The 22,389-nt window shown below is 66.1% G+C and carries 17 protein-coding genes, 1 tRNA gene and 1 pseudogene; 8 read left to right on the top strand and 11 right to left on the bottom strand.

Going from position 1 to position 22,389, the window contains the following annotated elements; genetic code table 11:
- Positions 1–251: 251 nt before the first annotated feature.
- From C5B91_RS14360 to C5B91_RS14345, 4 genes are all read right to left on the bottom strand, one after another.
- Positions 252–2,846, bottom strand: a complete 2,595-nt coding sequence (locus C5B91_RS14360) for a DEAD/DEAH box helicase (protein WP_049967906.1) — start codon at positions 2,844–2,846, stop codon at positions 252–254.
- A 345-nt stretch (positions 2,847–3,191) separates the two neighbouring features.
- Complete coding sequence (locus tag C5B91_RS14355; protein WP_115819887.1) at positions 3,192–4,178, bottom strand: Zn-ribbon containing protein; 987 nt, start codon at positions 4,176–4,178, stop codon at positions 3,192–3,194.
- 48 nt (positions 4,179–4,226) lie between these two features.
- The gene (locus C5B91_RS14350; protein ID WP_004044951.1) at positions 4,227–4,619 is read right to left on the bottom strand and encodes a DUF2073 domain-containing protein; all 393 of its coding nucleotides are present in this window, start codon (positions 4,617–4,619) and stop codon (positions 4,227–4,229) included.
- 6 nt (positions 4,620–4,625) lie between these two features.
- On the bottom strand, positions 4,626–5,267 hold the full coding sequence (locus tag C5B91_RS14345; protein ID WP_004974066.1) for an Era-like GTP-binding protein: 642 nt from the start codon (positions 5,265–5,267) through the stop codon (positions 4,626–4,628).
- 535 nt (positions 5,268–5,802) lie between these two features.
- Between C5B91_RS14345 and C5B91_RS14340 the strand changes: the two are divergent.
- Positions 5,803–6,086 (top strand): annotated as a pseudogene (locus C5B91_RS14340) (hypothetical protein).
- Positions 6,087–7,339: 1,253 nt separating this feature from the next.
- A complete protein-coding gene (locus C5B91_RS14335; protein ID WP_008090936.1) occupies positions 7,340–9,013 on the top strand; it encodes a Cdc6/Cdc18 family protein in 1,674 nt (557 codons plus the stop codon).
- Between the two features lie 88 nt (positions 9,014–9,101).
- Here the strand turns inward: C5B91_RS14335 and C5B91_RS14330 are convergent, their stop codons facing one another.
- Positions 9,102–9,941: a S26 family signal peptidase gene (locus C5B91_RS14330; protein WP_199519533.1), complete on the bottom strand. Its 840-nt coding sequence runs from the start codon at positions 9,939–9,941 to the stop codon at positions 9,102–9,104.
- Between the two features lie 78 nt (positions 9,942–10,019).
- On the opposite strand from C5B91_RS14330, the gene C5B91_RS14325 reads away from it, so the two are divergent.
- Positions 10,020–11,612: a DNA-directed DNA polymerase II small subunit gene (locus tag C5B91_RS14325; protein ID WP_008090938.1), complete on the top strand. Its 1,593-nt coding sequence runs from the start codon at positions 10,020–10,022 to the stop codon at positions 11,610–11,612.
- A gap of 109 nt (positions 11,613–11,721) precedes the next feature.
- The gene (locus C5B91_RS14320) at positions 11,722–12,849 is read left to right on the top strand and encodes an NADH:flavin oxidoreductase (RefSeq protein ID WP_008090939.1); all 1,128 of its coding nucleotides are present in this window, start codon (positions 11,722–11,724) and stop codon (positions 12,847–12,849) included.
- Between the two features lie 126 nt (positions 12,850–12,975).
- Here C5B91_RS14320 and C5B91_RS14315 read toward each other — a convergent pair whose 3' ends face one another.
- Together C5B91_RS14315 and C5B91_RS14310 are read right to left on the bottom strand one after the other, a co-directional pair.
- Complete coding sequence (locus C5B91_RS14315) at positions 12,976–13,785, bottom strand: ZIP family metal transporter (protein WP_008090940.1); 810 nt, start codon at positions 13,783–13,785, stop codon at positions 12,976–12,978.
- Positions 13,786–13,938: 153 nt separating this feature from the next.
- On the bottom strand, positions 13,939–14,367 hold the full coding sequence (locus C5B91_RS14310) for a hypothetical protein (RefSeq protein ID WP_008090941.1): 429 nt from the start codon (positions 14,365–14,367) through the stop codon (positions 13,939–13,941).
- A gap of 187 nt (positions 14,368–14,554) precedes the next feature.
- Here C5B91_RS14310 and C5B91_RS14305 point away from each other — a divergent pair, with 187 nt between their 5' ends.
- Both C5B91_RS14305 and C5B91_RS14300 read left to right on the top strand, forming a co-directional pair.
- Complete coding sequence (locus tag C5B91_RS14305; RefSeq protein ID WP_008090944.1) at positions 14,555–15,733, top strand: aspartate kinase; 1,179 nt, start codon at positions 14,555–14,557, stop codon at positions 15,731–15,733.
- Positions 15,734–15,949: 216 nt separating this feature from the next.
- Positions 15,950–17,296 carry a tryptophanase gene (locus tag C5B91_RS14300; RefSeq protein ID WP_115819886.1) on the top strand — a complete coding sequence of 449 codons (1,347 nt, stop codon included), beginning with the start codon at positions 15,950–15,952 and terminating at the stop codon, positions 17,294–17,296.
- A gap of 30 nt (positions 17,297–17,326) precedes the next feature.
- On the opposite strand, the gene C5B91_RS14295 is transcribed toward C5B91_RS14300, so the two are convergent.
- Entirely contained in the window at positions 17,327–17,986 is a 660-nt protein-coding gene (locus C5B91_RS14295) for a metallophosphoesterase (protein WP_008090948.1), read from the bottom strand.
- Positions 17,987–18,080: 94 nt separating this feature from the next.
- Positions 18,081–18,653 carry an IMP cyclohydrolase gene (locus tag C5B91_RS14290; protein WP_008090950.1) on the bottom strand — a complete coding sequence of 191 codons (573 nt, stop codon included), beginning with the start codon at positions 18,651–18,653 and terminating at the stop codon, positions 18,081–18,083.
- Positions 18,654–18,785: 132 nt separating this feature from the next.
- Between C5B91_RS14290 and C5B91_RS14285 the strand changes: the two genes are divergently transcribed.
- Positions 18,786–18,858, top strand: a tRNA-Gln gene (locus tag C5B91_RS14285).
- Between the two features lie 161 nt (positions 18,859–19,019).
- Here C5B91_RS14285 and cgi121 read toward each other — a convergent pair.
- Positions 19,020–19,514, bottom strand: a complete 495-nt coding sequence (cgi121, locus tag C5B91_RS14280; protein ID WP_115819885.1) for a KEOPS complex subunit Cgi121 — start codon at positions 19,512–19,514, stop codon at positions 19,020–19,022.
- Positions 19,511–21,985 carry an ATP-dependent DNA helicase gene (locus C5B91_RS14275; RefSeq protein WP_008090954.1) on the bottom strand — a complete coding sequence of 825 codons (2,475 nt, stop codon included), beginning with the start codon at positions 21,983–21,985 and terminating at the stop codon, positions 19,511–19,513. The genes cgi121 and C5B91_RS14275 overlap by 4 nt, the downstream gene beginning before the upstream one ends.
- A gap of 108 nt (positions 21,986–22,093) precedes the next feature.
- Here C5B91_RS14275 and C5B91_RS14270 point away from each other — a divergent pair, with 108 nt between their 5' ends.
- On the top strand, positions 22,094–22,339 hold the full coding sequence (locus C5B91_RS14270; protein WP_004044976.1) for a ferredoxin: 246 nt from the start codon (positions 22,094–22,096) through the stop codon (positions 22,337–22,339).
- The last annotated feature ends 50 nt before the right edge of the window (positions 22,340–22,389 follow it).

Raw genomic sequence — 22,389 nt, 5'->3', positions numbered from 1 at the left:
GTTGAAATCAACACACTGCGGTCCCTCTGTTTCGGAGATGCACACTCATCCACACCGGCGGCACCGACGCGAGCAAACGCGCTCGACGTCGCCATCGAGACGGCGGTCGGGCTGGCGGGAACGTTCACCTCGTGGCGGCAACGAAGACCGAGTCGTCGAACGAGCCGACTTCGAAAGCGCCACCGAACGGTGCTTCGGACCGAGCCCGTCTGACCCTCGTCTCCTGACGCGCCTACGGGCAGGAAAACCGCTCAGCGATACTCCGCCCCGACGACCTCGCGGATTCGCTCGGCGGTAACTTGGCCGACGCCACGGACCTCTTTGAGGTCGTCCTCGTTGGCGGTCATGACCGCCTCGACGCTCCCGAACGCTTCGAGCAGCGTCCGCGCCGTGACCGGGCCGATGTCGGCGATGGCGGAGACGACGTACTCCTGTTGCTCGTCGAGCGTCTTCGCGCTCTTGCCGCCGTGGACGCTCACGGTGCGCTCGCGGTCCGTCTGCTCGCGGGTGGCGATGGTCGCCAGCATCTCCGCGGTGTCGTCTTCGTCCTCCGTGAACAGCACGCTCACGTTGAAGTCGACCGCGACCGACGACAGCGCCCCCCGAATCGCGCCGGGGTGGATGTTCCGCTCCTCGTAGAGACCACGACCCTCGATGATGAGAAGTGGCCGGGCGTAGTGACGCGTGAGGTCCGCTATCTGTTCGAATATCGAGCGGTCGCCGCCAGTGAGCGTGTCGAGGAAGTCCGAGACGCTCTTTCGTTCGACCGCGACGCGGTCCGAGAGGACGTAATCGCCGACCGCGAGCGTCTCCAACCGGGTCGTCAGGTCCTCGCGCTTCGAGAGAGTGCGGGCGATGTTGGAGTCGAGTTCGCGCTGGTCAACGACGATTTCGACGGTCTCCTCGTCGTCCGTTCCTGCCGCGGCGACGGTGGCCAGTTCGCCCGACTCGTCGCCTTCGGTCTCTGACGACAGGTTGGCATTGGAATCGTTCGAGTCCTCGTCTCGGACGGGCGCGTCGTCGCTGTCGTCGCCGTCATCACCATCTTCCGCCCGCGCCAGTTCCTCGTCGGAGGGACCGAAGTCGGCGAGGCCGGACTGTCCGTCCGAGTCGGTCGCCGCGGCGGCCGCGGTCTGTCCGTTCGAGGCGGTCGGTGCGGCGTCCGACGCTCCGTTTGCACCGTTCTCGGTCGCGGCGTCAACCCCCCCGTTTCCGGTGGAACCCTCCGAATTCTGGGTGGATTTTCCGTCGTCTCCCGCGAACGCCGAGAGGTCGCGCTGGGAGGGGTCGAGTTCGGCTTCGAGGTCGTCGGCCGCACCCTTGAGGTCGCGAAGCTCGTTTTGCATCGTCTTCTCGCGACGGCGCGATATCCAGAAGTACGCCTCGTCGCGGGTGTCCTCGGCGAGGAGGACGACCACGCGACCGTCGGCCTGACGACCGGTCCGACCCTTCCGCTGGATGGACCGGATGGCCGTCGGCACGGGTTCGAAAAAGAGCACGAGGTCGACCTCGGGCACGTCGAGGCCCTCCTCCGCGACGGAGGTCGAGACCAGCACCTCGAACTCGCCGCTTCGGAACTTGTCGAGGGTCTCCTGCTGTTCGTTCTGGGTCATCCCGTCGGAGCCCTCGCGGTCGCCCTGCCCGACGAACCGCCGGACGGAGAAGCTCTCCGAGAGGAACTCCGTGAGCGCCTCGGCCGTGTCGCGGGACTCGGTGAAGACGATGACGCGCTCGCCGTCCTGAATGCCGAGCGTCTCCGCGAGGAGGATGCGCGTCTTCCTGAACTTCGGGTGGAGGCCGTCGAACGACTCGGCTTTCCGCATCGCCTCGCGGACCTTCGGTTCGGCGACGAGTCGCTGGCTGGCCTTCGACGCGCCCGACGACCGGGCGGCGTTGCGCTGGCGCTCGAAGTACCGCCGGACCGACTCGACCGATTGGGTCTCCACGAGTTCGACAGCCCGGCGGAGCTTCATCACCTCCGCGTGCGTGGACATACCCTTGTAGCCCTCCGACTTGTCCGCGTTCATCAGCCGCTGTAGCTCCGCGCGCATCCGGTTGAGCTTCTTCTGCGAGATATCGGGCTTCGTCGACTTGGTGACGCCCAACTGCTTGAGTTTCTCCAGGCGGTCGGTGATGACCTCGTTGAGGGCGTCGCGTATCTCCAGAATCTCGTCGGGGAGTTGGATGCGGTTCCACTCCACGTCCGTGTCGTGGGTGTACTCCGACACGTCGGCGTCCTCCTCGGTCATCACCTCCACGTCGACGATGCCGAGGTTCTCACAGACTTCGAGGATGGCCTCCTCGTCGCCGCCCGGCGAGGCGCTCATCCCCGTGACGAGCGGGTCTTCGGCGTCGGCGTGGTAGCGCTCTGCGATGTAGACGTAGGCGTAGTCGCCGCTCGCGCGGTGGCACTCGTCGAAGGTGAGGTGCGTCACGTCCCGAAGCGAGATGCGGTTGCCGATGAGGTCGTTTTCGATGACCTGCGGCGTGGCGATGACAATCTGGGCCTCCTGCCAGAGTTCAGCCCGGTCGTCGGGCCGAACGTCGCCGGTGAAGACGACGATTTCGTCGTCCGGGACGTTCAGCGCCTCGCGGTAGAAGTCGGCGTGCTGTTGGACGAGCGGCTTCGTCGGCGCGAGAAACAGCGACTTCCCGCCGACGTCGTAGAGCCGCTGGGCCGTGACGAGTAGGCTGACGGTCGTCTTCCCGAGGCCGGTGGGGAGACAGACTAGTGTGTGGCCGTTGCGCGCGGTACCGGCGAGGCGAATCTGATAGAGCCGTCGCTCGATGAACGACGGCGCGAGTAGCGGGTGGTCCACGTACGCAACGTCCTCGGAGGCCGACATCGGTGACGATTACGCGTCCTCGCCGATAAGGGTTCGCAGAGCGGGGTGAAAGTAAAGCGGTCCGCCGGTGGAAACCGCGGCGGTCGTTACCCCGCGCTGTCGGCGGTGTCGAGGTCGAGGTCGTCTGGTCGCGCGGACGGGAGCGACGCTCCGAGGAGCGACGCCCACTCGGCGACTTTTTCGTTGTGCGGATTGGACATAGCGCTTCCCCAAGGAGATATACTCTCAACTATCGTATATAACGATTGTGCCGATTCGACGGACGGACTCGTCCGCGAGACCGAACGGCCGGCGTTCCACCGGAAACAACGGGGTCGGAAAATCAGTTCGACGCGAGGAACGCGCTCAGTCTTCGCGGTTGCCGGGGCCCCACGAATCCGGGACTTCGATGACGTAGCGGCCGTCCTCGCGGAGCGAGATGATGTACTCGTCGCGGTCGTACAGTTCCATGAGATTGAGTTCGTACTGACCGGGATTGACGATTTTGATGCTCTCGAACTGGTCGTTGAGTTCCTCGCGGAGCTGGTCCAGGTTGGGTCGGTCGTCGGACGACGGCTCGATGACCGTGCCGTCCGCGTCCGTGGGCGCGGCGTCGGTGGACTGACCGGCAGCCGCGTCGGGGTCGGGGCCGGAAGGCGCTTCGGACGGCGTCTCGGCCGGCGAGCCGCGCCGGTTCGCGTCGGCAGCGGCGAGTTCCTCGGGGGTGACGACGTCGCTCCGCGCGCTCTTCTGGGAGTTGTCTTCGTCCGTCTCGCGCGCGTTGATTTTGCCCGGCTCGCGGTTCGGGGGCGAATCCGGTCCCCGCGAGCGGCTGGCCTGCTCCGAGGCCGATTGGGCCCGCGATTCGTTCCGCGACGCTTCCGGGTCCTGCGGCTCGGCCCCCGGGGACTCGCCGGGCGCAGACGGCCATTCACCCCAACCGCGGGGTTTGGTTTCGGGGTCGTCGACCGCGTCACTTGCGTCGGCCGCGTCGGTCGACGACGGCTCGTTCTGGGTCGAGCCGGCGGCATCGGCAGTCTCGGTTCGCTGTGAGGCGTCCGCGTCCGCATTCGCGTTCGCCCAGTCGCTGACGGTCATCGACTCCTCGTCGGTCGAATCGGGATGGGACTGACGCTGCCCGCGGTCTCGGACGGCGTCGGCCGCCGAGGAGGTCAGGTCCCGCGTTCCGGCGCCGCCCGTCGACGTCGCGTCGTCGCTCGCGCTCGCGGGAGCGCTCCCGCTCGACGCGGGCTTGAACTGAAACTTGTTGCCGCCGCAGCTCGGGCACCCCGAGAGCATCTCCTTCGAGCCGTCGGGGAACACCTTACCGCACGTGGTGCATTGATGTGGCATTGATAGATGTTGACGCCGGATGGCGCGTGAGGGCGTTCGTGGGACCCCCTACTTTCGCGAGACGAGCGCGCTGATGAGATTCTCGTCCTTGTGTAGCGTCTGAATCTGGTTCGCGGGACCGATGACGGTGAGCTTCTGGGTCGACTGTCGGCCCATGAGCCGGTCGAGGAAGCTCTGGTCTGCGGTCTGCGAACGCGGGTACGTCTCGATTTCGATTCCGTTGAACTCGTCGGGGCTTATCTCGGCCATCGTGACCTCGATGAGCTTCGACTCCTCGTCGGGCGAAAGGCCCTCCTCGAGGATGACGATGTTGCCGTCGCGAACGCCGTCGAGGATGAGCCGAATCTTCTCCATGCTGGTGAGGTTTGCCATCCGATTCCCGCTGAAGAGGTCTATCTGGACCCCGTCGGAGCCGTTGTCGGAGGCGGTTGCTTCAGGCATGGTGAATCACGCGAAGTACTCCGCGATTTTGGCGTACACTTCGTCCATGTTCTCCCCTTCGAGCGCCGACAACTCGACTGTTTCGTGCTGTGGGTACGCGTTCGCGATGCGCTCGACGTTCGAGTCTTCGAGGTCGATCTTGTTCGCGAAGATGAGCACGGGCAGGTCCTGGCTCTCGATGATGCCGATGAGCATCGTGTTGACCTGCGATATCGGGTCCTTCGTGCTGTCGAGCACGTAGATGACGCCGTCGACGTCCTCGCGGAGCCAGTGCATGGCCTCGGCGACGCCCTCGGTCGCCTCGCGGGACCGGCGGACGGCGTCGTCTTTCTCCATGTCGTGTTCGAGAAATTCCTTGTAATCGACCTTCGTCGTGACACCCGGCGTGTCGACGATGTCGATGGTGACTTTCTTGCCGTTCCGCTCGATTTCGACGTTCTCTTTCCGCCTGGCGCGGCGAGTCTCGTGAGGGATGTGGCTCTCGGGACCGATGGCGTCACCGGTCCAGTCACGGGCGATACGGTTTGCGAGAGTCGTCTTCCCGGCGTTGGGCGGGCCATATATACCGATCCGCTTCGGCTCGCTCTCCGAAAAGAGCCGGTCGACGACTCGTGAGATGCTGTCTCTTAAATCTGTGAGCAGTCCCATCCTGGGCCTCCCGCACCTCCCGAACGCGTCGTGGAGGGCGTATGGAGGTATCACCCAACCGGACTCACTTAAGCACTACGTCAGACACCAGTCACGTGGGAGACAGGACGACAGAAAGGAACGTCGTGGACAGCGGTCGCGACGGACCGACGCGAGCGAGAAAAAGACGAGAGAGAACTGGGAGATTGCACGTGAAACGAAGGGGCAGGGAGGGGCAGCGGAAAGACGCCACTGGCCGCACCCTTCGAAAAGAGACTCGACGGAGTGACCCCGTCCCGCATCCCTCCGCTGATGTCTCACTCGGTGATTTGTGTTACTTCGGGCGTGCGTGCGCGCGAGCCGATTAGCCAAGACACAGACAAGCGTGAGGGTATTCGACCCTCGGCGAAAGCGCGAGCGAGTAACTCATCGGCCGGCTCGGATGGCATATTCACCCCCGCCAAATTAGTTAGCTAGTTTGAAATTAATTTCTGATGACGTTTGGAATGCAGATATTTGTCAATTCGAAAGGTAGTTAGAACGGGTTCCTGTAACCATGAGGGAACCAGACCCTCCCGAACAAAGTGTGCAAGCCGACGGCGCGGGCATCGTAGCCCCCGACGACGAGACGCCTACTTGGAGCGAGCGCAAGACTCGTGAGACGGCCCACTTCCGACTCACTTACGGCGTATTGGCGAACGTCGTCGGTGCTATCGCCGTCGTACCGTTCCTCAACAAGGGGTCGCCGGGGCGGCCTCTTACGCGGTGCTGAAGACGATGCGCAAGGGGTACATGTACAACCTCAACCGCCGCTACTACCGACTTCGTCCGCCGAAGTGAGTAGGAGGGGACGGGACCGAAACGATATCGGTGCCGGAAGTCCGGCCCCGTACCGGTAGTGGCTCTCTCGTCGAGGCGGGCCACTCCACGGACGTGAACTCGTCGCAGGGGTAACACCCCCACCCCTTCGTTTCGGGTGGAACGGCCCGAAGGGGTGGGTGGGGGGAGACCGCTAGACGGCGGTGGGACGTTAATTCTATTCTAGGGGAGTACAATAATATCTCTTTTTGCCCCAGTACGGTTACGGTATGATAATATAGTTAATAAAACTATCTGTATCTAAAGACCGCCGAGACCCCCTCCCTACTCTCTCACGGCTCCACCCGAAACGAAGGGGTGTGGGGGCTCCGAGCCCCAAGGGTTTCCCGTCGAACTGGAAAACACCCACTTAATTGCAGAGGAAACCAAGGGGTTAGAACAGTCGCTGAACTCCTCAGTTCCTCGATTTCTCCGGAAGCGTGTTTTTCCCGTTTCCACACGAAACAGAGGGGTTGCGGGGACCAATTTTTCTCGTCGGACACCCACTCAACTCCGAGTTCCACTCCACCCGCGCGGACCGGTGGGTTTCGCGTCAACCGGGAGTCCGGTGTGGTGCCGCCCGGATGTCCGGTGTGCAACTGCCGTTCGTCGAAATCTACCACTATCGCTTGGAGTCTCGACGCGTCCCGCGGTTCGACTCGGTAGAGTGCGATTGTTCGAACCGACCCGTTTCACCTCGACGCCACTGTGCCCAATTCCCTCCGTCCCAGCCGGTCGACTCTATCAGACCCCACGTCGACTACGTTCTCCAATCGACTCGAACTACTCGCCTCATCCGAACCCTTCCTCACCCATCCCTGACTCCCGGCCATGGTTTCGACTCCGAGACGCTCCGCTCTCGGTGTCGATACGACCTGCCGACCTCCATCGACTGACCCCCGGTTGACCCTCGACTGACTCCCGACTTCCAACTGACGACCTCAATCGATTGACGACTCCAACCGGCGCTTCCGAACAGTGGTCGCGAGGAGTCTCCGTCCTCCGAGCGAATCGAGCGCTCGTGTTGAAACGGTCCCGTCCGGCCGAGTTCCGGTCGGACGGCGGCAGACGAGTCGGAGAAGTAAGATTTTTGTACCGACTGTTCGTTTGGTTCCTTTGCATCATCTGGAATCGCCTTCTTCGGCGTGACGCGCAGATGCCGGCTACCACCGGCCTCACGCACCGTATGCGCCGCTGCGGGCGACTATTCCACTTGAAACAAAGGGGTATTCACGATGGACGAGGAAGAGAATCCGCGAGGCGGCGCACGAGGAGAAGTCGGGAACAGTACGTCGGACGACAGCGCCGTCGACGGCGACTCCGGCGATGCACCCAGTACCGACGCGTCCGCTGACGATGCGTCCTCCGGGGCACCGACATCCGCCGCCGAGGACGACGTCTCCCCCGAAGACATCGACATTCAGGCGAGCATCGGCCCCGACGCCGACGCGCCCGACGAGGACCTCGACCAGCACAAAGACCCCGACGTCGGTCTCGACAAGGTCGTCCTCAACGACGACGAGGGTTCGAAGGGGCTGTTCGACGACCTCCTCGCCGGCGAGCCGATTTTCGAGAACAAGGAAGTCCTTCGGCCGTCGTACACCCCGCACGAACTCCCTCACCGGACCGACCAGATAAACCAGATGGCGACGATTCTCGTCTCCGCCCTGCGCGGGGAGACGCCGTCGAACATCCTCATCTACGGGAAGACGGGGACCGGCAAGACCGCGAGCGCGAAGTTCGTCAGTCAGGAACTCGAATCCACCTCCCAGAAGTACGACGTGCCCTGCGAGGTCGAGTACATCAACTGCGAGGTGACAGACACGCAGTACCGCGTGCTCGCGCAGTTGGCGAACAAGTTCATCGAGAAGAACGTCGAGCGCATCGAGGCCGAACAGGAACGACTCGACGAGATGCGCACGCGGGCGACGGAAGACCCCAACGCCCTCGCGGACACGCCCTACGACTCCATCGCCGAGATAGACGAGCGCGCGGCGGAACTCGACGACGACGCCGACGAGATGGAGACGGTGCCGATGACCGGGTGGCCGACCGACCGGGTCTACACGACGTTCTTCGACGCCGTCGACTACAAGGAGCGCGTGGTCGTCATCATGCTCGACGAAATCGACAAGCTGGTGGAGAAGTCGGGCGATGATACCCTCTACAACCTCTCGCGGATGAACTCCGAACTCGACAACTCCCGCATCTCCATCATGGGTATCTCGAACGACCTGAAGTTCACCGACTTCCTCGACCCCCGGGTCAAGTCGAGCCTCGGCGAGGAGGAAATCGTCTTCCCGCCGTACGACGCGAATCAGCTCCGCGACATCCTCCAGCACCGCGCCGACGTGGCGTTCAAGCCCGGCGCGCTCACGGACGACGTGATTCCGTTGTGTGCCGCCTTCGCCGCGCAGGAACACGGTGACGCCCGGCGCGCACTCGACCTGCTCCGCACGGCCGGCGAGCTCGCAGAGCGCGGGCAGGCCGACACTGTCGAGGAGGCACACGTCCGGCAGGCGCAGGACAAAATCGAACTCGACCGGGTGGTCGAGGTCGTCCGTACCCTCCCCACGCAGTCGAAAATCGTCCTCTTCGCCATCATCCTCCTGGAGAAAAACGGCGTCCGCAACATCAACACCGGCGAGGTGTTCAACATCTACAAGCGCCTCTGCGAGGAGATCGACGCCGACGTCCTCACCCAACGCCGCGTCACCGACCTCATCTCGGAACTCGACATGCTCGGCATCGTCAACGCCGTCGTCGTCTCGAAGGGTCGTTACGGCCGAACCAAGGAAATCAGCCTTTCTGTCCCCATTGACGAGACCGAGGCCGTCCTGCTGACGGACTCCCGACTCGGCGACATCGAGAGCGCACAGCCGTTCGTGCAGGCGCGGTTCGATAACTAAACGACAATCACTAAACGACAATCGTCGCTCTCTGGTTGGTGCCGTCGTAGAAGTTCCGCTCTGCTTAGTCCTGCTTACCGAACCCGGATCACGCCGCGACCGCGTCGCCGTGCACTGCTGTCTTCGACGTCTCGACCGGAAGCGGTGCCGTCGTCGGTATGTTGGTGGCTGTCGCCTCAATCATGGTCACGTCCTCGGTCGCCACGTCGACGGATTCGACGGACTCAACGGACACGGGTGCGACCGGCGTCGTCGTCGCCATCGAGTTGGCGAGCGTCAGGCGAACCCACCCGAGAAGCGGGATGCGGACCCGCGCGACGCCTTGGACCCACTCGGGTCGGACCGGGTCGGCGATGCCGCTCACCTGGTCGTACCGCGGGTTGTTGTCTCCTTTCGTGATGAAGCCGGCGTACTCCGCGGGACAGTTGGCGAGTTCTCGACAGTTGTCGGCCGACATATATTCGGGGTTCGCCCGGTCGTACCAGTTCTCTCCTTCGTCGACCCAGAACATCGCCCGGTGGATAATCGGTGGCCCTGCCGACCCGGGGTCGTCGTAGACGATGACGCTGCCGGGGCCGCCGAACTTCCGATAGTCGACATCCGCGCCCGTCTCGGCCGTGACGACGGCGGTTCCCTCGACGGACGCGTCCGGGGCGTACCGGTCCGGTCCCGTGATGAACACGAGGTCGCCTTTGTGCATGTGCGGTTCCATGCTCCCGCTTTCGACGGCGACCATCGGTGGCCACACGCCGCTCACCGCGAACAGGAACAACCCGACGGCCAACACGGCGAGCGCGCTCGTCAGAACTTCGCGGACGAACAGCAGCGGCCCCTCCTCTGCCGTCCGGAGTCGAGTTAGTACGCCTTCGTCGGAGGCGGGACCGCGCCGCGGTTCGGGGGAGGGCGGGCGACCGTCGTCGTCACTCATCACTCCCAGTTTACCCGGACTGGGTTTCAACGTTCTGGGTTTCGGCATCCTTTTTGCCGCGTGTCGCACACTCCGGGTGTGCCACTGGAGACGCCGGCGCGCATCGTCCGGGCGCTCGTCGGTCGCGGCTACAACGCGGAACGCGAGGCCGTGACCCTCATCGCCGGCTCCGACGACCCCGGCCGCACCCTCGCCCGCGTCGTCGAAGCCGTCCCGGACGACGCGCTTCGCATCACCGCCGACCACGTCCGCGAGGTGCTCGCGTCCGCCCCCGCCGCGGACCCGCCGGGAACGGAATCGACCGGCCCGGCCGCCGCGCAGGTTACGGACGCCGACGCGTCTGCCACCGCCGCGTCAGACCCCCCTGTTTCCGCTGCAACATCGCACGACAACGCGGACCACACTGCTCAATCGACTCCAGCCGAAGCCGAGGGAGAGCCGACCGGGCGGAACGTCGACCCGGCGCTTCGGTCCCTCGAAATCGCCAACGACATGACCGGCCAGTCGACGGGCACCGGCGAGTACGACGACTTCGTGAAGGTGTTCCGCGACCGCTACGAGAAGCTCTCGAAGATGCTCCGCGGGCGCGTCAACCACCGCCCCGCGAAGGCCATCTCGAACATGTCCGGCGGCGAGGACGCGGAACTCATCGGCCTCGTCGACGACGTTCGCTCCACCAAGAGCGGCCACTGGATTATCGAACTCGAAGACACGACGGGGACGTTCCCCTGTCTCGTGATGAAGGACAAGGACATCGCGGGCTACGTCGACGAACTCCTCATGGACGAGTGCATCGCGGTGCAGGGGACGCTCTCGGGCGACGCGGGCATCCTCTTCGTCGACTCGATGCACTTCCCCGACGTGCCGCGGAGCCACCGACCCAACACCGCCGACAGGGACGTGCAGGCGGCGCTCATCTCGGACGTGCACGTCGGCAGCCAGGAATTCATGGCCGGCGCGTGGAATCGCTTCGCCGACTGGCTCCACACCGAGGAGGCAGAGCGCATCGAGTACCTCCTCATCGCCGGCGACATGGTCGAGGGCGTCGGCGTCTACCCGAATCAAGACGAGGAACTCGACGTCATCGACATCTACGAGCAGTACGAGGCGTTCTCGGAGCACCTCAAATCGGTGCCCGGCGACCTCGACATCGTGATGATTCCGGGCAACCACGACGCGGTCCGACTCGCGGAGCCACAACCCGGTTTCGACGACGAACTCCGCGATATCATGTCGGCCCACGACGCTCGAATCACGAGCAATCCCTCGATGATCACGCTCGAAGGGGTCAACGTTCTCATGTACCACGGCGTCTCGCTCGACGAGGTCATCGCCGAGCTGCCGGCCGATAAGGCGAGCTACGACGAGCCGCACAAGGCGATGTATCAGCTCCTGAAAAAGCGCCACGTCGCGCCGCAGTTCGGGGGCCACACCCGCCTCGCGCCCGAGGAACTCGACTACCTCGTCATGGAGGACGTGCCCGACATCTTCCACACCGGCCACGTCCACAAGCTCGGCTGGGGCAAGTACCACAACGTCCTCGCGGTCAACTCCGGCTGCTGGCAGGCCCAGACCGACTTCCAGAAGTCCGTCAACATCGACCCCGACGCCGGCTACGCCCCCATTGTCGACCTCGACACGCTGAACATGACGGTTCGGAAGTTCTCCTGAGTCGGCGGCCGTTCTCCTGCTCAGCGTGCCCCCTGATAGCACGCCGGATGTGCGGGGGTCGGGACCATTCCGCCGTCGCTTTTTATCCGCGACGCGCGCAGAATCGGTGATGACTGACGACGCGCTGTTCGACGCGACGATCCTGAACGACCTGTCGCTCGCTAACCGGGCCGGGTTGGCACCGATGACGCGTATCAGCGCCACCGACGAGGGGTTGGCGACGAACGAGATGGCCCACTACTACCGGAAGTTCGCCGACGGCGGGTTCGGATTCCTCGTCACCGAGGGCGTCTACACGGACGACGCGTACAGCCAAGGCTATCTGAACCAGCCGGGGCTCGTCACCGACGACCACGTCGAGGCGTGGACGAACGTCACGGACGCCGTCCACGAGGTCGACACGCCGATTTTCGCGCAGTTAATGCACGCCGGGGCGCAGTCGCAGGGGAACCCGCACCTCGACGGCGACCGGACGCTCGCGCCCTCCGCGGTCCAGCCCGACGGCCAGAAGGCGGAAGCCTACGGCGGGAGCGGCGAGTTCGCCGTCCCGAAGGCGGCTGACGAGGTGGACCTCGAAACCGCTCGTGAGGGCTTCGTACAGGCGGCGAGGAACGCGGTCGAAGCCGGCTTCGACGGCGTGGAACTCCACGGCGCGAACGGCTATCTGCTCAACGAGTTCCTCGCGGCGGACGCGAACCAGCGCGACGACGAGTACGGCGGGGGCCCCGAGTCTCGCGTTAAGTTCCCCGCCGAGGTCCTTTCTGCGGTCGCCGACGCGGTCCCCGAGGAGTTCGTCGTCGGCATCCGCGTCTCCCAAGAGAAAGTGACCGACGGCGACTACGAGTGGCCAGAAGGCGAGGACGCGGCCGCGGTCTTCTTCGAGGCGCTCTCGGCCGCCGGAGCCGACTACGTCCACACGACCGAGACCGACGCGACGAGTCCGACCTTCGGCGCGGACGGGTCCTCGCTCGCCGAGGCGGCCGCCGAACACGTCGCGGACGACACGGTCGTCATCGCCAACGGCGGTCTCGGTGACCCCGACGCGGCGGGGGCCGCCGTCGACGCCGGCGCGGACCTGTTCACGCTGGGAACGAGCGCGCTCGCCAATCCGGATTGGCCGGCGCGCGTGGCCGCCGACGACGGCCTCGACGCCTTCGACCCGGCGAAGTTCCTCGCGCCGACCGCCGGTCTCTCCAACCACGAGGTTCCGTCCGACCCACCGGCCGCGGACGACTGACGCGCGCTCGACGCCGAGTCCCCTGACGGCGGACCGACGACCGAACCCCTTCGCTTCCACTCGAACTCTCGTTTTTGCGGCGTTTTCCGGGGCGTTCTGTTTTCGGGTTCCGCGACCCCGACTCGACTACCCGAGCGTCACGTCGAGGTAGAGCATCACGACGACGCCGACCATCGTCCCGAAGGTCGCCACGCGCTCGTGACCGTTCGAGTGCGTCTCGGGGACGATTTCGTCGGAGATGACGAACAGCATCGCGCCGGCGGCGAAGCCCATCGCGTAGGGGAGCAGCGCCGAGGCGTACTGGATGGCCCACGCGCCGAAGACGGCGAGCGGAATCTCCACGAGGCCGGCTCGGATGCCCGTGAACGTCGCGTAGGTCGTGTTCCGGAGGCCGGCGTTGACGGCGGCGATGGAGACCGCCAGCCCCTCGGGGATGTTCTGGATGCCGATGGCGAGCATCAGCGGGATTGCCGTCCCGAGGTCGCCGGAGCCGAAGCCGACCCCGACGGCGAGGCCCTCGGGCATGTTGTGGATGGTGATGGCGACGATAAAGAGGACGACCGAGGCCATCTTCTTCTCCGTCTCAGGGGCGTCCGTCCGGGTCTTGCCGGTCACGAGGATGTGGACGTGCGGAATCCACAGGTCCGCTTGGTCGAGGACGACGACGCCGATGACGAAGCCGGCGAGGACCGGAATCGGATTCCCGCCCGCCGCCTCGATGCCGGGGAGGATGAGACTCGTGAAACTCGCGGCGAGCATGACGCCGGCGGCGAAGCCGAGGAGCGTGTCGAGCGAGCGCTTCGAGGGGTCGCGCCAGACGAGAATGAGAAGCGCGCCCACCATGTTCATGCCGGCGATGACGATGCCGCCGAGGAGGCCCTGCATCACCGGGTCCGAGCCGGCGAGCGAGACGAACAACTCTTCGACCGTGGTCACAGTCGTCTCACTCCCGGCCGCCGGTTCGCGCGTCGTTCGGTCATGGGCCACCAAACGAGAGGGAGGTATGTATTCCCACCGTCGGTTCTCGCCGACCGCGCCCTCGTTGCGCGCGACGGGAGCGAACTGGGCGGTCGCGCCCCGCGGGCTGGACTACCCCGTCTCGTCGAGGACGTACCGGACGGTCGGCGACCCCTCGAACCGCGGGCCGTGGCCGACGCGGTCGAACCCGGCGTGCTCGACCGCGTCACACAGCGGCCGCTCGGATTCGAGGACGAGCACCTCGACCGGCAGGCTCTCGGCGCTGGCGAAGCGGAGCGGCTCTTCGAGCAGCCGCCGTACCGCCGGCTCGGTCCCGCCGAGCCGAGTGACGTGGAGGACGCCGTCGCGGACGTCGAAGCCGACGAACCCGAGTACCGGTTCGTCGTCGGCCGGCGCGTCGGCGTTCGGGTCGGAGCCCGTGTCGGCGGTGGCGAGACGGACCGTGCGGTCGCGTATCAGCCGCCGCATCGCCCGTATCGGCGCGTCGGCGACGGCGGCGAGCGCCTCGGCGTCGGTGTCCACGGCGTCTCTGACATCCATACCCGAACGTACCGCGCCTTCGGTGATAAATCTCCGCACGCGAGGCGGCGGTACGGGCCGTCTCGACGCCGGATTCGAGGGTGACGGCAACGGTTGAATCGGAGGACATAGTTATACGTCCCCCCGCGTTAGCCCCTCGCATGTTTACCAACGAAGCCCCGAAGCGACGCGACGCACCGGAGGGACGATGCGCGTAGTCGCGAAGTTCGGCGGCACCTCGCTCGGTAGCGGTGACCGAATCAACCGCGCCGCGGACTCCATCGCCGCGGCCGTCGAACACGGCCACGAAATCGCCGTCGTCGCCTCCGCGATGGGCTCGACGACCGACGACCTCCTCGACGAAATCAAGTTCGAGGCCGACGACCGCGACCGCGCCGAAATCGTCTCGATGGGCGAGCGGACCAGCGTGCGCATGCTCAAGGCGGCGCTGGCCGCCCGCGGCGTCAACGCCCTGTTCGTCGAACCCGGCACCGACGAGTGGCCGGTCATCACGAACGACCTCGGCGAGGTCGACGTCGAGGCGACCCGAGAGCGGGCCGCGAAGCTCGCCGCCGAACTCGACGGCGTCGTTCCGGTCATCACCGGCTTCCTCGCGCAGAACCACGACGGCGAAATCACGACGCTCGGCCGCGGCGGCTCCGACACCTCCGCCGTGATGCTCGGTAACTACATGGACGCCGACGAGGTCGTCATCGTCACCGACGTGGAGGGTGTCATGACCGGCGACCCGCGCGTGGTCGAAGGCGCGCGCAACGTCGGCCGCATCACCGTCGACGAGCTTCGGAACCTCTCGTTCCGCGGGGCCGAGGTCGTCGCGCCGTCTGCGCTCTCGTACAAGGACGCGGGGCTCGACGTTCGGGTCGTCCACTACCAGCACGGCGACCTGCTCACCGGCGGGACGCTCATCGAAGGCGAGTTCCACAACCTCATCGACATGCAGGAAGAACCCCTCGCGTGTCTCACCGTGGCCGGGCGAGCGATTCGCAACCGACCGGGAATCCTCGCGGACCTCTCGGCAGCCCTCCGAGAAGAGGACATCAACGTCGACTCGGTCGCCTCCGGGATGGACTCTATCACGTTCTACGTCCTCGAAGACGACTCCGACCGGGCCGAGGCCGTCCTCCACGACCGCGTCGTCGCCGACGACGCGCTGTCTTCCGTCACCGTCGAAGACGACATCGCCGTCGTCCGCGTCACCGGCGGCGAACTCCCGAACCGCCCCGGCGTCATCCTCGACATCGTTCAGCCGCTGTCCGACGCCGGCATCAACATCCACGACGCCATCACCTCCGCGACCTCCGTCGCAATCTTCGTGGCGTGGGACGACCGCGAGGAGACGCTCGGCATCATCCAAGACAAGTTCTGAGCCCGCTCCTCGGCTCGATTCCGTTTTTACGCAGTCGTTTCCGCCAGCGACGCCGAACAGCCGGCAGCATCCGACGGTCGGCGTGGGCGGTTCGTGGCGATAGCGGAACAGCCGGCGACACCGATGCACAGTCCCGTCCACGAGCGCCGAAAACCGGGCGTCGTCCCTCGATTTTCCGCCTGCCGATTACTTCACGTTCGCGGGTCTATTGCGGGCATGAAATCGTACAAGGCGAAGATGGTCGAGCCCATCGAACTCCCCTCGCGCGAGGAGCGCGAGGCCGCCCTCGAACGGGCCGGCTACAACGCGTTCAACCTCGACGCCCGCGACGTGTACATCGACCTCTTGACCGACTCGGGGACGGGAACTATGTCCGCAGAGCAGTGGGCGGCGATGATTCGCGGCGACGAGGCCTACGCGGGCAGCGAGTCGTTCGCCCGACTCGCGGAGTCGGTCCGCGACGTGATGGGCTTCGAGCACGTCGTACCGACCCATCAGGGTCGCGGGGCGGAGAACGTCCTCTACGGCGTCCTCTTGGAGGACGGCGACGTGGTTCCGAACAACTCGCACTTCGATACGACCCGCGCCCACATCGTCAATCAGGGCGCGGAGCCGGTCGACTGTCCGTCGCCCGCCGCGCGCGACCCGAACTCCACGGAGTCGTTCAAGGGTAACTTCGACATCGACGCGGGCTACGCGCTCGTCGAGGAGGTCGGCGCCGACGCGGTTCCCGTCGTCGTCCTCACCATCACGAACAACTCCGTCGCCGGCCAGCCGGTCTCGATGGCGAACATCCGCGCCACCGCCGAGTTCGCCCGCGACATCGACGCCATGTTCGTCATCGACGCCTGCCGGTTCGCGGAGAACGCCCACTTCATCAAGACCCACGAGGCGGGTTACGAGAACCGCTCGGTCGCCGAAATCGCCCGCGCGCAGTTCGAACACGCCGACGCGATTACGATGTCCGGCAAGAAAGACGCGCTCGTCAACATCGGCGGCTTCGCCGCGATGCGCGACGAGACGGTGTTCGAACACGCGAAGCAGCGCGCCATCCTCTACGAGGGCTTTCCGACCTACGGCGGCCTCTCGGGCCGCGACATCGAGGCGATGGCCGTCGGCCTCCGCGAGGCCGTCACGCCGCCCTACGTGTCCGACCGCGTCGAACAGGTGGCCGAACTGGGCGACCTCCTCGTCGAGGCGGGCGTCCCCGTCTACCAGCCGACCGGCGGCCATGCGGTCTATCTCGACGCCGGCGAGGTGTTCCCGCACATCCCGAAAGAAGAGTTCCCCGGACAGGAACTCGTCTGCGCGCTCTATCTCGAAGGCGGCGTCCGCGGCGTCGAACTCGGCGGCTTCGCGTTCCCCGGCACCGACCGGCCGGACCTCGTGCGCCTCGCGCTCCCGCGGCGCACCTACAGCCGCGAACATCTCGAACACGTCGCCGAGACGGCCGCGAAGGTGATGGACTCCGCCGGCGAGTACGGCGGTCTCGAAATCGTCGAGGAGCCGCCGATGAAGGAGCTTCGGCACTTCTCGGCGCGGCTCGAACCGGTGTCGAACTGACGGCTTCAGGATAGCTACTCGATTTCGTCCCTATTTTCCCTCGTACAGCCGGCTCGCCAGTCGCTCCGGCAGGCCGACCTCGCGCACGCGCTCGGCGACGCGGTCGATGTCGTAGTTGACGCGCTCCGCCTCGATTTCCATCGCGTCGAGGTCGGCGACCGCGTAGGCCGCCCGCGGGTCGCCGTCGCGGGGCTGGCCGACGCTTCCGGGGTTCAGGACGATTCCGTCGTCGTAGATTCGGTGGCCCTGCACGTGGGTGTGACCCAACACCAGCAGGTCCTCGCCGTCGAGGAGCGACGGCGAGAAGTCGTCGGGGTAGGTGTAGCGGTCGGGGTGGTCGGGGTGGCCGTGGGCGAGTTTGACCCGGCCGTCGGCGACGTGTCGGGTTTTCGGAAGTGACGATAGCCACTCCATCGACGCCGGGGAGAGCGCGTCGCGGGCGTAGTCGACGCCCGCGGCCGCCATGCTGTTGAAGCGGAAGCCGGTCCCCGACGTGACTGCGCGGTCGTGGTTCCCCGAGACCGTTGGCACGTCCCGGTCGGCGAGTTCGGACACGCACTCCTCGGGCCACGGGTTGTAGCCGACCACGTCGCCGGCGCAGACCAGTCGGTCGACCGGCGGCATCGATTCGAGCACCGCGTCGAGTGCCGGGAGGTTCCCGTGCACGTCCGAGATGACGCCCAGTCGCATGGCTCGGTGTACGGGTGCGCGGCTGAAAAGTTCCGGGCCGGTCGCGAGTCGAGTACGACAGCGCACCTGACCCGGCGGGACGCCGACAGTCGCGTTACTCGCCGTTGTAGAAGGCGGTCTCGACCGAGTCACCGACGGTCGCGGCGGCGGCACAGACGGCGTGTTCGAACTCGTGGTCGTAGAGTTCGCGGGCCGCGTCGGCCGCGGTCTCCGCGTCGAGGTCGAACGCGCGCGGTTCGTCTTCCTCGTAGGTCGCCACGAGCGTGGGTTCGGAGACGGCTTCCACCACGAGCGCGTCCTTTCGGACGATGCCGATGAACGCCTCGTCGTCGCCGACGACGCCCGCGATTCGGGGCGTGTCGTAGTCGTCTTTCTCGTAGTCGAGCGCGAGCAGAATCTCGGCGAGGGCGTCGCGCGGCGGGTAGCCGAGGTCGAGTTTCTCCGCGATGGGGTCGACCTGCGAGCCGTTGCCGACGACGACGTAGTCGCCGCCCTCGCGGACGCAGTTGTAGGCGATGTAGGGGTTATCGGTCTCGGGGGCGTCGGGCGTCGGCCCGACGGTCAGGGCTCCGTCCCGGTCGACGACCTGTCGGTTCGGGAAGGACCGAGAGGAGACGCGATACGCACCGATTCCGGGGCCAACGACGACGAAACGTCCGACGTACATACACGAGAGTGGATAGAATAGGGGCAAATAGTTGGCGGTTTATGCACGTCTGTCCGTCACCGTGCCATAAAATCGCACGGCGGAATCGACACGCAACGTTTACAAATACCCGCGAAGTACGAATTGATGCGAAGTCCCATGGGGTAGTGGCCAATCCTGTTGCCTTCTGGGGGCAACGACCCAGGTTCGAATCCTGGTGGGACTATTTCTCCGATTCTCACGCTCTTTGAGGCCGCGCTGTCCCCTGTTCTCCAGTTGAAACGAAGGGGTAGGTTTCAGAAACCCAAGGGGTGTGTTTCGAGTGGAGTTTTTGCTGACGGATTCTCAGACCGTCCGAATACGGGCGATACGGGTCGTGAAAACCGCTTAGCGTTCGACCGCGAGCAGCGCGACTCGTTCTTTGACCAGTGCGGGGAGGTCGCCGTCGGCGACGCGCAACTCCGTCTCGCCCACGTCGAACACCTCGCGGACGAGCGCTTCGTCGTAGTCACCGAGGGTCTCCGCGGGTTCGAGGTCGAGTCGGTCGAACAGCGCGGCCTCGGCGCCTTCTTCGTCGCCGCCGTCGACGAGAATCACGACGGGGAGCGTCCCCTCCGAGACGCCGATTTCGAACGCGCGGTTAATCTGCCGGCGGCCGCTGGCGTAGAGGAGGATTTCGACGGCCCGGTCGCGGGCGATTTCGTTGCCGCGGCCGATGGCCCGGTCGGCGAGTTCGGTCGCCCGTTCGAGGTGCTCGCGGTCCACGACGTACCGGGCGTCGAACGCCTGCACCGTCGCGCCCGTCTCGTCGGCCACGTCGCCGACGACCGCGATGAACGAATCGAGGTCCGAGACGGTCGCCTCGGCTTCGAGGAGTCTCATTCGAAATCACCCAGACTCGCCTGTTGGTCGGCGCGGTCTTTTGCCGTCTCGAAGCCGGTGTCGTCGGGGACGGCGTCTTCCGGCGCGTCGTCTTCGTCCACCTCGTCCATCGAGGGGTCCTTCCGACCCGCGGCTTCGAGGATGTTCTGAGCCGTCTTCCTGCGACCCCGGAGCGCGGCGAGGATGCGCGATTTCTCGGTCTCGCGGAGGTCGGCCCGACTCTCGACGCCGGCTTCGAACAGCCGTCGGGCGCGCTTTCGGCCGACGCCGCGGACGCCGGCGAGGTCGAGCAGTTCCTCGCGGACGCCGTACTCGACGCGCTTTTTCCCCTCGCGGACCGCGTACACGGAATCGAGGTCGAGTTCGGAGGCGAGTCGCTCGGCCGCACCGAGGAGCCACTCGGCCGTCTCGACCTTCCCGCGGATGTCGCCGGGGCCGACGCCGTAGCGCTCGGTGATTCGGTCCTCGTCGACCTCGCCGACCCAGTCTTCGAGGAGCTTCGCGGTCTTCAGCGCCGACAACCAGTCTTCGAACGCCACGTCCTCGTACTCCGAGGGGACGCGCCCGAGGAACTCCGGTTCGCGCTCGTAGCACAGTTCGGTGTAGGTCTCGCGGTCGCCGGACTTCAGGTAGAGCTGATACATGTCCGGCGTCCGGCAGACGAGGTGGTAGAGGCCGAGCGGCGTCGGATACGTCCGGTCCGTCTCGAACTCGTCGGCGTCGTCGTCTCCGGAACCACCGGCGTCAACGTCTCCCCCGTCGCCGCTCTCTGTCGCGACCATCTCGCTGGCCCGCTGGAAGCCGCCGGGTTCGTCGTCGGATTCGCCCCGCGCTTGTTTCGGCTTCTCGGGCGTCTCGCCCGCGAGCGCCCGGAGCTTCTCGGTTCGGTGGTCCGCCGCCCATTCGAGGCCGTCGATGATTTCGGCGGCGCTCATCGGGTCAAGATAGAGCCGCGAGACGGTGTGGCCGACGGGCGTCGCCCGTATCGTCTCTCCTTCGAACTCGACGAACCCGTTTACTTCGAGATAGTCGAGCACGCGGTCGGTCACCTGTCCGAGTCGCTCGGGGTCGTCGGTCTGGGTCGCATAGAGCGTCTGGTCGAGGAATTCGAGCAGTCCCTCGCGGGTGTGGGCGAAGCCGGAGGCGACGGTGGCGAGCAGGTGCGTCCGCAGCGCGGGCTCGGCCGCGAGCTTCGACCGCACGTCTTCTGCGTCGGCCCAGATGTACCGCTCGAACAGTTCGTCGCGGGCGTCGGCGTCCTTCGCGAGCAGTACCGCCTCGCCGTAGGGGTCGAGGCCGGGCCGACCGGCGCGACCCATCATCTGGTGAACTTCGAGCACGTCAAGCGGCTTCATTCCGCCGTAGTCGCCGTCGTAGCGCTGCCAGTCGCGGACGACGACGCGGCGGCTCGGGGTGTTGACGCCGGCGGCGAGCGTCGGCGTGGCGCAGATGCACTTGATGAGTCGGTCGCGGAAGGCGTCCTCGACGAGGGTTCGGTGCTCCGCGGCGAGCCCCGCGTGGTGGAACGCCGCGCCCTTGGCGACCGCCGCGGCGAGGTCCTCGGAGGTCTCGGTGTCGGACACGTCGCGTATCTCGGCGGCGAGTTCCGCGAGGTCGCCGCGCTCGTCGCCGGTGATGTACCGCTCCGTCACGTCGGCCATGCGGCGGGCCGCGGACTCGGCGTTTCGCCGCGAGTTCACGAAGACGAGCGAGGAGCCCTGGTCGCCGTCGCCGTCGCCCTCCAACGCGTCGGCGACGAGCGCGGGCGTCTGCCGTTCCCCGCGGCCGACCGGCACCTCGCGTTGGCTCCCGTCGGCGAAGGAGATGGCGTTGCCGTAGTGGACGCCCATCTTGAGGTCGATGGGTCGCCAGTCGGACTTGACGAGTTCCGCGTCGAGCCAGTCGGCGACGACGCCCGCGTTGCCGACGGTCGCCGAGAGCGCGACGACCTGCAGGTTCGGGTTGAGCCGGCGGAGCTTCGCCAGCGTGACCTCCAGCGTCGGCCCGCGGTGTCTGTCGTCGACGAGGTGGACCTCGTCGGCGACGACGCAGGTGAGTTGGTCCATCCACGCCGCGTTGTTCCGGACGAGCGAGTCGACCTTCTCGGAGGTGGCGACGATGATGTCGCGCGAGGAGAGCCACTCGCCGTCGGACTCGTAGTTGCCGGTCGAGACGCCCACGTCGATGCCGTACTCCTCCCAGCGCTCGAACTCGGCTTTCTTCTCGGAGGCGAGCGCCCGGAGCGGGACGATGTACAGCGCCTTCCCGCCGCGCGCGACGCTCGACAGCATCGCCAGTTCGGCGATGAGCGTCTTTCCGCTCGCCGTCGGGACGGCGGCCACGAGGCTCTCGCCGTCCGTCAGGCCGGCCTCGACGGCCTCGGCCTGCGGCGGGTACAGCTCCTCGATACCCTCGTCGCGGAGGGCCTCGGGAATCCCCGTCGGCAGGCCCGTCAGGTCCGCAGTTCGCATTGCATCTCCCTTGGACCGTCCCCCGGTTTAAGCCATCGGGTCGGTTCGGTCGCCGACCCACGTCCCCGCGTCGGCAGGGCTTTGTACGGCCCGGCGGTACGATGGCGCATGAGAGTCGAGTACGACCGCGACACCTGCATCGGCATGTTCCAGTGTGTCGACGAGTGGGAGGGCTTCGAGAAGAACGTCGACGACGGCAAGGCCGACCTCGTCGACGGCGAGGAGACCGACGACGGCGTCTTCGTCCGCGAGGTCCCCGAGGACGCCGAGTTCGACGCGAAGTTCGCCGCCCGCGTCTGCCCCGTCGAGGCCATCCGCATCCTCGACGACGACGGCGAACAGCTCGTTCCCTGACCGCGACGCCGACGAGCCTGCTGTTTTCTCTCGCGTCCGCGACGCGACCG

Origin of the sequence: Haloferax sp. Atlit-10N (assembly GCF_003586325.1) — an archaeon.
GTDB lineage: Archaea > Halobacteriota > Halobacteria > Halobacteriales > Haloferacaceae > Haloferax > Haloferax prahovense.
The sequence above is the reverse complement of the archived record's forward strand: the minus strand, read 5'-3'. Positions and strand labels throughout refer to the sequence as shown.

Bases quoted from the DNA above. Each gene is read 5' to 3' on its own strand.
- C5B91_RS14360 (WP_049967906.1), bottom strand. From the start codon at position 2,846: ATGTCGGCCTCCGAGGACGTTGCGTACGTGGACCACCCGCTACTCGCG.
- C5B91_RS14355 (WP_115819887.1), bottom strand. From the start codon at position 4,178: ATGCCACATCAATGCACCACGTGCGGTAAGGTGTTCCCCGACGGCTCG.
- C5B91_RS14350 (WP_004044951.1), bottom strand. From the start codon at position 4,619: ATGCCTGAAGCAACCGCCTCCGACAACGGCTCCGACGGGGTCCAGATA.
- C5B91_RS14345 (WP_004974066.1), bottom strand. From the start codon at position 5,267: ATGGGACTGCTCACAGATTTAAGAGACAGCATCTCACGAGTCGTCGAC.
- C5B91_RS14335 (WP_008090936.1), top strand. From the start codon at position 7,340: ATGGACGAGGAAGAGAATCCGCGAGGCGGCGCACGAGGAGAAGTCGGG.
- C5B91_RS14330 (WP_199519533.1), bottom strand. From the start codon at position 9,941: ATGAGTGACGACGACGGTCGCCCGCCCTCCCCCGAACCGCGGCGCGGT.
- C5B91_RS14320 (WP_008090939.1), top strand. From the start codon at position 11,722: ATGACTGACGACGCGCTGTTCGACGCGACGATCCTGAACGACCTGTCG.
- C5B91_RS14310 (WP_008090941.1), bottom strand. From the start codon at position 14,367: ATGGATGTCAGAGACGCCGTGGACACCGACGCCGAGGCGCTCGCCGCC.
- C5B91_RS14305 (WP_008090944.1), top strand. From the start codon at position 14,555: ATGCGCGTAGTCGCGAAGTTCGGCGGCACCTCGCTCGGTAGCGGTGAC.
- C5B91_RS14300 (WP_115819886.1), top strand. From the start codon at position 15,950: ATGAAATCGTACAAGGCGAAGATGGTCGAGCCCATCGAACTCCCCTCG.
- C5B91_RS14295 (WP_008090948.1), bottom strand. From the start codon at position 17,986: ATGCGACTGGGCGTCATCTCGGACGTGCACGGGAACCTCCCGGCACTC.
- C5B91_RS14290 (WP_008090950.1), bottom strand. From the start codon at position 18,653: ATGTACGTCGGACGTTTCGTCGTCGTTGGCCCCGGAATCGGTGCGTAT.
- cgi121 (WP_115819885.1), bottom strand. From the start codon at position 19,514: ATGAGACTCCTCGAAGCCGAGGCGACCGTCTCGGACCTCGATTCGTTC.
- C5B91_RS14275 (WP_008090954.1), bottom strand. From the start codon at position 21,985: ATGCGAACTGCGGACCTGACGGGCCTGCCGACGGGGATTCCCGAGGCC.
- C5B91_RS14270 (WP_004044976.1), top strand. From the start codon at position 22,094: ATGAGAGTCGAGTACGACCGCGACACCTGCATCGGCATGTTCCAGTGT.